The sequence below is a fragment of the Bartonella sp. WD16.2 genome (assembly GCF_002022505.1).
GTDB lineage: Bacteria > Pseudomonadota > Alphaproteobacteria > Rhizobiales > Rhizobiaceae > Bartonella.
On sequence record NZ_CP019781.1, the window covers coordinates 274,412 to 285,848 of the forward strand.

Here is an 11,437-nt window from a genome sequence, read left to right on the forward strand (position 1 = left end):
TTCAATAATAAATTTTGGGGTTATTTAAAAATTATAGTTGAAAATAAAGAAGATCATTTAAAATTTTTGATTTAATTATTTATTGATAGCAATTTGAATAGGAGAATGCATTGCGATTAGGTGGGCGTTTGCAAGCAGCAATAGATGTTCTAAGAGAAATAGAGATGCGGCATCGTCCTGCAAGTGAATCTTTAAAAGATTGGGGGCTTTCTCATCGTTTTGCTGGAGTAAGTGATCGTGCAGCAGTTGGTACAATTGTTTATGATGTTTTGAGACGACGTTATTCATTACAATGGCGTATGGATAGTGATGATATTCGGAACATAGCTTTTGGAGCTTTGTTAGATACTGGAGAAATGACGATTGAACAAATTGATAGTACTTTAGAAGGAGATCGGTTTGCACCACAATTATTAGCCCCTGAACAACGTCATTCATGGCAAAAACGTCAGTTGGTTGATGCACCAGACTATATTCGTGGTGATATTCCTCGATGGTGTCAAGCTCATCTTCAACCCTTATTTGCTGACAATTGGGTAATTGAAGCTGCTGCTTTAGCAACACGTCCTCCGTTAGATTTACGAGTGAACAGTTTAAAAGCAACACCAGAAAAGGTGCTCAAAGAATTAGCAAAAATCAAAGTTCAATCTTTTTCGTGGTTTAAGCAAGCTTTAAGAATTGCACCGATTGAAAAATTTGGCCGTCATCCTAATGTACAAGTTGAACCTTCTTTCCAAAAAGGGCACTTTGAAGTACAGGATTTGGGATCTCAAATTGTTGCTCATCTTACAGAAGCAAAAGCAGGTATACAGTTATTGGATTATTGTGCGGGGGCTGGTGGAAAAACATTAGCTTTGGCTGCTAATATGAATAATCGGGGACAAATTTATGCTTATGATTCAAATAAAGTTCGCTTAGCTCCTATTTTTAATCGTCTTCGCCGAGCTGGTATCCATAATGTACAATCACGGGTGCATGTAGAAGAATTAAAGCCATTAGTAGGTCAGATGGATATAGTTTTATTAGATGCCCCATGTAGCGGAATAGGAACCTGGCGCCGCCGCCCAGATGCGAAATGGCGTTTGACACTAGAGCAAGTAAAACAGCGCCAAGCAGAGCAATTCGCTATTTTGAATGAGGCATTAGTTTATCTTAAGTCGAATGGACGTTTAGTTTATATTACATGTTCTCTTTTTATAGATGAGAATGAAGAGCAAATTTCCCGTTTTCTTCAACAACATTCCAATTTTTGCTCCGTAGATCTGCGTGCGCTTTGGCAGCGGCATTTTAGTTCTTCAACTATACAACCAATATTTTCGAATTATGGACTAACTTTATCACCAGCATCAACTCAGACAGATGGTTTCTTTTTAGCTATTTTACAAAAGAAGCATTGAAAATGTATTCCCACGTTTTTTATTTCAAATTGTATAACAATGATATTTTTCTAATGCCAAAAGGCTTGTGAAAAGAGAAAGATTAAACCATAAATCCCATTTGCTATTCTTTGTAATTATTGATTGGTTTTCTATGAGTATATCGCATTCAAATACTATTCTTATTATTGATTTTGGTTCACAAGTTACACAGCTAATTGCACGGCGAGTGCGGGCAATAGGTGTTTATTCCGAAATTGTTCCTTTTCAATTGGCTTTGGAGAAGTTCAAAAGTATTAAGCCTAAAGCTGTTATTTTATCAGGTAGTCCTTATTCGACGGTTGATAATGGTTCACCACGTGCTCCGGTAGAAATTTTTGAAGCTGGCATTCCAGTTCTTGGTATTTGTTATGGTGAACAAATCATGTGTGTTCAACTTGGTGGAAAAGTTGAAGCTGGACATGAGCGTGAATTTGGGCGTGCTTCTTTAGAAGTGAAAGAGGAAAGTACGCTTTTTGATGGTGTTTGGGAAAAAGGATCATGTCAACAAGTATGGATGAGTCATGGTGATCGTGTGACGGCTTTGCCAGAAGGTTTTCATGTAATCGGAACATCACAAGGTGCTCCCTATGCCGCCATTGCTGATGAGAAACGGCATTTTTACGCAGTGCAGTTTCACCCTGAAGTTGTCCACACACCAGATGGTATAAAACTTTTGCAAAATTTTGTTTATAAAATCTCTGGTCTTAAAAGTGACTGGTCTATGGCTGCTTATCGTGATCAAGCTATAGCTGCGATTCGCAAAGAAGTCGGAAAAAGTCGAGTGATCTGTGGTCTTTCAGGTGGGGTGGATTCATCGGTTACAGCTGTATTACTTCATGAAGCGATAGGAGAACAACTGACATGTATTTTTGTAGATCATGGGTTGATGCGTAAGAATGAAGCTGAAGAAGTTCTTACATTGTTTCGCGATAATTATAATATAAAGCTTGTTCACGTTAATGCTGCTCATAAGTTTATCAATGCTCTGAAGGGTGAAACAGATCCAGAGAAAAAGCGCAAAACTATAGGTCACCTTTTTATTGAAGTTTTTGAAGAAGAAGCCAAAAAGGTAGGTGGTGCACAGTTTTTAGCTCAAGGAACACTTTACCCAGATGTTATTGAAAGTATTTCAGCTGTTGGTGACGCAATAACAATTAAAAGTCACCATAATGTGGGTGGATTACCAGAGCGAATGAATATGCAACTTGTAGAGCCATTGCGTGAATTGTTTAAAGATGATGTCCGTTCTTTAGGAAGAGAGTTAGGTTTGCCTGAGCAATTTATTGGGCGCCATCCTTTTCCAGGTCCTGGTCTTGCAATTCGATGTCCAGGTGGAGTAACGCCAGAAAAATTAGAAATTTTACGTGAAGCGGATGCTATTTACCTTGATGAAATTCGTAAAGCAGGTCTTTATGACGAAATTTGGCAAGCTTTTGCTGTTCTTCTTCCTGTTCAAACTGTTGGTGTTATGGGTGATGGACGTACTTATGAATTTGTTTGCGCTCTTCGTGCTGTAACATCTGTAGACGGTATGACTGCTGATTTTTATCCGTATGATATGAATTTTTTGGGCAAGGTAGCAACGCGTATTATTAATGAAGTTCGAGGTATTAATCGTGTTGTTTACGATATAACTTCAAAGCCTCCTGGTACTATTGAGTGGGAATAATTAGATCAGATGCAAGTGTTTGAAAAATCAAAAGCTGTTGGAAAGTGGTATTTAAGGTAATTGAAAGAAAAGAGTAATTGTTTAGAGAGGAGTGTTCTTGGGTTGATATTGTTTTTTAATCCTCATCTTATTCTCTTTAATTGATATAGTATGAAGTTTGGAAGTAAAAAATAATCTATGTTTAAACCAAAAATTGTTGCTCATCGTGGTGGAGCTAATCTCTATTCCGAAAATACACTTTCAGCATTTCGTCATGCAATTGCATTGGGAGTTGATGAAATTGAATGTGACATTCATCTCCTTAAAAGTGGTGAGATAGTGGTATTTCATGATTTTTGTCTTGAGCAATTGGTGGGGCAGAAAGACTATATTCATGATATTGATAATGAAACACGTAAACAACTCTGTGTAAAAGGCAGTACTGAGCCTCCTCCTTTATTAGAAGAATTATTAGATCTTTTAGTACCAACAAACGTTGCACTGCGTCTTGAAATTAAAACATGTGGTGCGGTTGAGCGTGAATATATTTTATCTCAAAAAGCTCTTAGATTGATTAATAGCCGAAATTTGGCAAAACGAGTTTCAGCAATTAGTTTTGATTCTGCTTGTTTGCGCCCTTTTGTTGAGGCAGGAATACCATCTGGTCCATGTATAGATAATTTTGAAGGTGATATGTTTTGCCATTTTTCTAAATGGAAACAATTGGGGTACTCTGATCTGAGTTTAGATGGTTCAATTGTATCGCAAAACTTTATTGAATCTGCACTTGATGCTGGCTTTACTGTCGGTGTTTGGACAATAAATGGGAAGGCTCGTTTATCACATTGGCTTAATATGCCTGTGCATTACATTACAACAGATCAACCTGATCTTGCTTTACAATTACGTTCACAAAATGAAAAACAGTCTTTATTATAATTTATGTGTCATGATAAAGACGAAAGTTAATTAAATAAAAGGTTTTCTAAAAAATCTTATGAAATTAAATTAAGTTTTATTAATTATGTGCGTTTTCCTGTAATCTTGTTAAAAGTATGAAAACTCTGATTAGGAACGGTGAAATTTAATTTTTGCCCATAACTACTTATAAGGCGCTCTTTTATATCAACTGTGAAAACGGTATTATTCCAACGTGTTAAGACATGACATCCTGTTCCTACAGGTTTGATGAGTTCAATGTGTGTATGAAAAACTGGTCCTTTGTCTGGGTGCTCACCCAACAAAATTGCTTCTGGTCTAAATGCTAAAATATCAGTTTGTTCACTACAAGAAAATGAACTGTTTAAATGTTGTTCTAGAGCTTGACGATCAAGGAAATTCATAGGGGGAGAGCCAATAAAATTTGCAACAAATATTGTTTCTGGATAATCGTAAATTTCCATTGGCGTTCCAATTTGTTCGATAGCTCCTTTATTCATAACGACTATTCTATCAGCCAGTGTCATAGCTTCTAGTTGATCGTGGGTGACATAGAGACTGGTTGTTTTTAATGAGCGTTGTAGTTTTTTAATTTCAATACACATTTGTGTACGCAATTTTGAATCAAGGTTTGAAAGCGGTTCATCGAAAAGAAAGACACGTGGTTGACGAACAATAACACGTCCCATTGCAACACGTTGGCGTTGTCCTCCTGATAATTGCTGTGGCTTACGGTCAAGAAATGGCTCTATTTCTAAAAGTTTTGCAGCATGTGTGACGCGCCTATTAATCTCTTCTTTGGGTGTTTTTCGATTTTTAAGGCCGTATTCCAAGTTGCCACGTACTGTCATATGTGGATAGAGTGCGTAATTTTGAAAAACCATAGCAATGTCACGATCAGCTGGTTCATAATTGTTGATATGTTTATTATCAATATAGAGCTCACCTGAGGTGACTTGTTCGAGTCCAGCAATGATGCGTAATAAAGTTGATTTTCCACATCCGGAGGGACCAACAATGACAAGAAGCTCGCTATCAGCAATGGTTAAGTTCAAATCATTAATGACCGTAGTGTCATTATCATATTGTTTTTTTATATTTGATAATTGAATAATAGCCATGGCTATTTCTCCGTTTCAGTGAGGCCTTTAACAAAAAGCCGATGCATGCAGATGATAACTAAAACGGGTGGTGCCATAGCGATAACCGATACTGCCATAAGGATATTCCATTGAGGATCGTGTTGAAGTGATTCTACAATAAGTTGTTTAAGGATAATGAGAATGGTTTGGTGGTCTTGATCTGTCATAACAAGTAGAGGCCAGAGATACTGTATCCATCCATAGATGAACATAATAATAAATAAAGCAGCTATATTATTTTTACTAAGAGGTAAAAGGATATCCTTAAAAAACTTAAATGGTCCTGCACCATCAATGCGAGCAGCTTCTAAAAGTTCATCGGGAACAGTCAAGAAGAATTGACGAAATAAAAATGTAGCAGTTGCTGAGGCAATCAATGGAATAATCATTCCACTGTAAGTATTTATCATGTTTAACTGTGCGACGACTGCATATGTTGGAATAATACGAACTTCAATGGGTAACATTAATGTGACGAAGATCAAAGCAAAAGCCGTTTTACGAAAAGGGAAGCGCATATAGACAATTGCGTAAGCAGAGAGGAGTGAAATAATAATTTTTCCAACGCTAATACCAATTGCCATTATGAGTGAGTTTATTAAAAGTGGTAAGAGGTTTGGAAGACCAAGTTGCGCAAGACCATCACCAAAAATTATTTTGTAGTTTTCTAAAGTATATTGTCCTGGTAAGAGAGGGAGTGTTCCCGAGCTAAATGCAGCTGAGTTATGAGTTGAAGCAATAATAGCAACGTAAACTGGAAAACAAATAATGATAATGCCGACGATAAGGATAAGATGGGTCAGAAATGTCAAAAAAGGGCGATTTTCAACCATAATTTCCTTCCTTAATATTGTACGCGTCGTTCAATCCAGCGAAACTGGATAAGTACTAAACCAATAACCATAAACATTAAGATTATTGATTGCGCTGCTGATGCACCGATTATTTGATTTCTAAAACCGTCGTCATATATTTTATAGACAAGCGTGGTTGTTGCATGCGCAGGTCCTCCAAAAGTTATATTATCAATAATGCCAAATGTATCGAACATGACATAATTGATGTTGATAACAAGAAGAAAAAAGGTTGTTGGTGAAAGTTGTGGGAAGACTATAGTCCAAAATCGTTTAAAAGGCCCAGCGCCATCAATGGCGGCTGCTTCTATTTGAGATTGTGGTATAGATTGAAGTCCAGCCAGAAAAAAAAGAAAATTGTAAGAAATTTGTTGCCAACTAGCAGCAATCACAATGAGGATCATTGCTTGAGTGCTATTAATACGATGATTCCAAATAACATTTATTTTTTCAAGAAGAAAAGGAATAATTCCAATAGTTGGGTGAAAAATAAACAGCCATAATATACCTGCTAATACGGGGGCAACCGCATAAGGCCAGAGCAAGAGTATTGTATAAGCCTTTTTTGCATGAATAACGCGATCAGCTGAAACCGCTAAAAGAAGCGATATCGTCATTGAAATAACAGTAACAGAGACAGAAAATATTATGGTTGTAAGAAATGATTTTATGTAAATTGGATCAGAGAGAACTGTTACATAGTTTTCAATCCCAATAAAAGTTGTGGTTAAACCAAACGGATCTTCACGCTCAAAAGATGATTTTATCGCTTGGGCAGTAGGCCAAAAGAAAAACAAGAAAGTTATAGAAAGCTGAGGAAAGAGTAGACAATAAGAGAATAGTCTATTTTTAAAATATGCATGTTTTTCTTGCATTTGCGGAGCTCTTTAGTAAGAGGTGTTGGAAGAGAAACCAAAAGAAAGTTGGAAAAATCGGTTTTTGAAGTCAAATTTTTAGCTTTTAACAATAATCATAAAATCTTAATGATTAGCTTTTTCAAATTCACGCAAAAGTTTATTGCCACGTTCGACCGCTTTATCCAATCCAGCTTTAGGTGTTTTTGAGCCATTAAGGATGGCCTCCAATTCTTGATCAAGGATAGAACGAATTTGTGGGAAGTTACCAAATCTTATTCCTTTTGAGTTCTCTGTTGGTGGGTTGAGATCAATTTGTTGAATAGCAATATTTGCACCTGGGTTTTTTTCATAAAAGTGTTGTTCTTTGTTTAGTTCATGAGCAGCTTTTGTGATGGGGAGATAGCCTGTTGTCTGGTGCCATTTTGCTTGATTATCTGTCCGCGAGAGAAATTTAAGGAAGGCCGCTGCTCCTGCATATTCTTCAGGTGTATGACCTTTTAAAACCCAAATAGAAGCACCCCCAATAATTGAGTTTTGTGGTACATTTTTCACATCAGCATAATAGGGTAGCATACCAAATCCAACATTAAACTGAGCTTCTGAAATGATACCGCTAAGCGATCCTGAAGATTGTATAAAGATTGCACAATGTTGTGCCATAAACATTGGGGCTGAATCTAATGCACCAGCTGGGCCACCGTAGCGAAAAATACCTTGATCTGACCATTTTTTAAGATCAGTCCACATACGTATTTGCAAAGGTCCATTTACTGTTAGTTCTGAATCAAGCCCACTAAAACCGTTTTCTTTTGTTCCGAAGGGAATATTATGTAATGCTGAGAAATTTTCTAAACCAATCCATTGGGCTGCATAAGCCATTGTAAAACCACAACTTGCTGCTTTACTGTTGAGAATTTTTTTGGAAAAGTTTTCAACATCTTGCCATGTTTTGGGCGGTTGTTCTGGATCAAGCCCTGCTTTTTTAAAAATATCTTTATTATAAAAAAGGATTGGTGTTGAAGCATTGAATGGCATAGAAAGCATTCGTCCTTTCTCATCAGAGTAATAGCTACTGATGGTAGACAAATAGTCTGCAGAGTTAAATTCTTGTTTTGTGTCATTCATGAGTTGATAAAGTGGATAAATTGCATCTTTTGCAGCCATCATGGTACTTGTACCAATTTCATAAATTTGGGCAAGAACTGGCTGCTGTTTTCCGCGAAATGCTGCAATAAGTGAGACCATGCTTTCTTCATATTCTCCACGAAATGAAGGAATGATTTTATAATCAGATTGACTTGCATTAAAATCATTAATTAAATTTTCAGTTTGTTTTCCTAGCTCACCGCTCATAGAATGCCAAAAACTGATTTTTATTTGCGTGAAACCCGTTGTTGCTGCAGTCATAACAATTGCAAATGCTGCTGCGGAAAGATAAAAACGGTTCATGATTCACCTTTCTGAGTTGATAGAACATAGTTCTTTCAAGATTATATACTATGATGCATAAATAATGCCATGATGGTTCATTTCAGAAATATGTTAATTCATTTAAACATGAACCACGAAAAGGTCAAACGAATTTGTATAAGCTTGCTAGTTTTACCATTTTAGAAATATTATGCCAATGAGTACAATGATAACTATAAGTAATTGACTACAATAATTCAAAAAAGAGCAGAATAGAAAGCTGATCAAAGATGAAAGAAGTTGGTATTGTTTAGGTAAGAATATATAGTATTTATTTATTATCTTTAGTAAGATGCCGTTGGGCTTTATTTGGAAACTGTTGTTTACGTCTTAGTTATTGAAAATTTGAGTGTTCTGTATTGCATTGATGATACTGTTAACATTGTGTTGCATCATACTCAAATAAGTTGCTGCAGGGCCGTTTTTTTCCGATAATGCATCAGAATAAAGAATGCCACCAATTTTCAAATTTGTTTCTTTTGCAATCTGTTCTATAAGGCGGGGGTTAGAGATATTTTCAACAAACAATGCAGATGCTTTATTGGCTTTAATTTGCTTAATAAGGTTGGCGACATCTGCTGCAGTGGCTTCTATCTCTGTTGAAATACTTTGAGGGGCAAATATAGTAAAATCATATTCATGAGCAAAATAACTAAAAGCATCATGAGATGTGATAATGGTACGCTTATCTTTTGGGATGGTCGCAATTTGTGTTGTGATGGTTGTTTGTAATGTATCGAGTTTTTGGATATAGGCATCAGCATTTGTATTATAGTTTTCACATGATTGTTGATCAATTTTACAGAAGGCAGCAGCGATATTTTTGACATAAATTTTCACATTAGAGATAGCCTGCCAAGCATGTGGATCAATGCTATTGTGATGATGATGTTTTGTACCATGTTCTTGATGTTTAAATGTAAGGGCAGGAATGTTGGCACTAGCTTCAATAAGAAGTGCTTTTGTACCACTTGCTGCGATGAGTCGGTTAATAGAATCCTCTAAATGAAGTCCATTAACAAAAATAACGTGAGCGTCTTTAAGAACTTTTACATCACGTGGAGTAGACTCATATGTGTGAATGCTTGCATTAGGACCAACTAGAGTTATCACAGAAATATGGTCACCTCCTACATTTTCTACCAAGTCTGCAAGAATAGAAAAGCTTGCGACAACTTTGATCTTGTTATTTGCAATGGCAGAAGATGAAAAAAAGGGGAGGAATAAAATAAAGCCGAGCAAGGCAAATTGTTTAACACGTATGTGCATATTGTTTTTCTATGATGAAGAAGAGGTATAAAAAAGACGAGGGAACCGTGCTGCAATAAAGCCGCGTGGGCTTATGAAGCAAGAGAGAATATAGATAAATCCTGCAACTAAAATAATAGTAGGGCCAGAAGGAAGTGATACATGAAAAGAAAGTAATAGACCAAATGCGCTGGAAATTATTCCTAAAATGATAGATAGCACACAAATAAGCCCTAGCCGCGAAAGCCAAAAACGAGCTGTGATGGCTGGAATCATCATAATGCCGACCGACATTAGAGCTCCTAGTGAGTGGAAACCACCAACCAGATTAAATACCGTAAGTCCAAGTAATAATATATGGATATATTTTCCTAAGGGAGAAAGTGATTTAAAAAACAATGGATCAAGGCTTTCCATTATAAGAGCACGCCAGAAAATACACAGATTGCTCATTGTTATCAACATTAAGGTGGTAATTAACCAAAGAGTTTGTGTGTCAATAGAAAGAACTGAACCAAATAAAAGATGTAGAAGATCAACAGTTGATCCTTTGAGCGAAATAATAATGACACCTGTTGCTAGTGCAATAAGATAAAAGACTGCCATTGACGCGTCTTCTTTTTGAAAGCCATTGCGTGAAATTAAGGCAGTTGCTAATGAGGCAATAATGCCGGCTAAGATACCGCCAATAGCCATAGGAATAAGAGAAAATCCGTAAAAAAGGAAAGAAATTGCAACACCAGGAAGAATGGCGTGAGACATGGCATCGCCTATTAAGCTCATTCCGCGTAGTGTCAAAAATACACCGATAGGGCAGGTGCTAATGGCTAACAAAGTTGAACCGATTAAGGCATTTTGCATGAATTTGAAATCAATGAAAGGTGCAAGGAAAAACTCGTACACGTATTATGATCCAATCTACTTAGAATCATTGACAGGGAAATATTGTTTTGGTGAATTATTAGGAGAAAAACTAGGTATGAAAAATGGCATGATATGATGGCCACTAGGGGTAAAAAATGATTCTGTTTCTCTATAAAAGGCACATTGTTTATTGATCTGAATCGTTTGAGGAAAATGCTCTTGAACAATGAGAGGATCATGCAGCGCCATAAGAACAGTTCGTCCTTGTTTTTGCCAATGAGTAATTAGCGCAAGAAGATCTTTTTGGGTATTGAGATCTACACCGTTGAAAGGTTCATCAAGTAATATAATGTCAGAATCCTGTACAATGATACGTGCAAAAAGAGCACGCTGTAATTGACCACTTGATAGTGTATCAAGCGAGCTATTAGCAAGCTCTGTAAGCCCAACTATTTCAAGTGCATTTTTAATTTTATCTTGATAAGAGCGCTGTTTTTTCAATAATCCACAAAAAGACCACAGTCCTGTCTTTATAAGCGTTTCTACATTGATTGGAAACGTTCGGTCAATTTCACACTGTTGGGCAAGATAAGCGATACGGCTTTTCATTGGTTTTGTGATTTTGCCACTAATAGGCTTAATCAATCCTGCGATGGCTTTAAGCAATGTAGATTTTCCAGAACCGTTATCGCCAATTATTGCGATTAATGAGTTCACTGTTAATTTTGCTGAAAAATCCTTTATTATTATCTTATTTGCATAACCTAGTGTTACATTGTTAAAATATAAGTACATATCAATACCATTATCTATTTTCTCTAAATAAGTTATGTTATATAGTTACATTTGTCAATGAAATGTTATATTATTGCATATGTTTTTGAAGGTTGTGTACTTCAATGGGAAGATCGTGGAAAATTCAAAATAATGTTTGAATTTTTCTTGACGAAATAACGTGCGTGTATACTATATATAGTATCAAAATGATTGATGATTC

At 36.3% G+C, this 11,437-nt stretch carries 10 protein-coding genes; 3 read left to right on the top strand and 7 right to left on the bottom strand.

Going from position 1 to position 11,437, the window contains the following annotated elements; all coding sequences use genetic code 11:
• Positions 1–110: 110 nt before the first annotated feature.
• From BWD162_RS00900 to BWD162_RS00910, 3 genes are all read left to right on the top strand, one after another.
• On the top strand, positions 111–1,397 hold the full coding sequence (locus BWD162_RS00900; RefSeq protein ID WP_078705040.1) for an RsmB/NOP family class I SAM-dependent RNA methyltransferase: 1,287 nt from the start codon (positions 111–113) through the stop codon (positions 1,395–1,397).
• Between the two features lie 133 nt (positions 1,398–1,530).
• Positions 1,531–3,087 (top strand): glutamine-hydrolyzing GMP synthase, encoded by a 1,557-nt coding sequence (guaA, locus tag BWD162_RS00905; protein WP_078706102.1) that lies wholly within the window; start codon positions 1,531–1,533, stop codon positions 3,085–3,087.
• 177 nt (positions 3,088–3,264) lie between these two features.
• The gene (locus BWD162_RS00910; RefSeq protein ID WP_078705041.1) at positions 3,265–4,005 is read left to right on the top strand and encodes a glycerophosphodiester phosphodiesterase; all 741 of its coding nucleotides are present in this window, start codon (positions 3,265–3,267) and stop codon (positions 4,003–4,005) included.
• An 83-nt stretch (positions 4,006–4,088) separates the two neighbouring features.
• Here the strand turns inward: BWD162_RS00910 and BWD162_RS00915 are convergent, their stop codons facing one another.
• The 7 genes from BWD162_RS00915 to BWD162_RS00945 all read right to left on the bottom strand — a co-directional run bounded on the left by BWD162_RS00915 (position 4,089) and on the right by BWD162_RS00945 (position 11,235).
• On the bottom strand, positions 4,089–5,126 hold the full coding sequence (locus BWD162_RS00915) for a sn-glycerol-3-phosphate import ATP-binding protein UgpC (protein WP_078705042.1): 1,038 nt from the start codon (positions 5,124–5,126) through the stop codon (positions 4,089–4,091).
• A 2-nt stretch (positions 5,127–5,128) separates the two neighbouring features.
• Positions 5,129–5,980, bottom strand: coding sequence for a sn-glycerol-3-phosphate ABC transporter permease UgpE (ugpE, locus tag BWD162_RS00920; protein ID WP_078705043.1), 852 nt, complete (start codon positions 5,978–5,980; stop codon positions 5,129–5,131).
• 11 nt (positions 5,981–5,991) lie between these two features.
• Positions 5,992–6,876: a sn-glycerol-3-phosphate ABC transporter permease UgpA gene (gene ugpA / locus BWD162_RS00925; RefSeq protein ID WP_078705044.1), complete on the bottom strand. Its 885-nt coding sequence runs from the start codon at positions 6,874–6,876 to the stop codon at positions 5,992–5,994.
• Positions 6,877–6,981: 105 nt separating this feature from the next.
• Positions 6,982–8,307: a sn-glycerol-3-phosphate ABC transporter substrate-binding protein UgpB gene (ugpB, locus tag BWD162_RS00930; protein WP_078705045.1), complete on the bottom strand. Its 1,326-nt coding sequence runs from the start codon at positions 8,305–8,307 to the stop codon at positions 6,982–6,984.
• A 351-nt stretch (positions 8,308–8,658) separates the two neighbouring features.
• Positions 8,659–9,597, bottom strand: a complete 939-nt coding sequence (locus BWD162_RS00935) for a metal ABC transporter solute-binding protein, Zn/Mn family (protein WP_078705046.1) — start codon at positions 9,595–9,597, stop codon at positions 8,659–8,661.
• A gap of 9 nt (positions 9,598–9,606) precedes the next feature.
• Positions 9,607–10,479, bottom strand: a complete 873-nt coding sequence (locus tag BWD162_RS00940) for a metal ABC transporter permease (protein WP_078705047.1) — start codon at positions 10,477–10,479, stop codon at positions 9,607–9,609.
• A gap of 15 nt (positions 10,480–10,494) precedes the next feature.
• Positions 10,495–11,235 carry an ABC transporter ATP-binding protein gene (locus BWD162_RS00945; protein WP_078705048.1) on the bottom strand — a complete coding sequence of 247 codons (741 nt, stop codon included), beginning with the start codon at positions 11,233–11,235 and terminating at the stop codon, positions 10,495–10,497.
• Positions 11,236–11,437 lie beyond the last annotated feature (202 nt).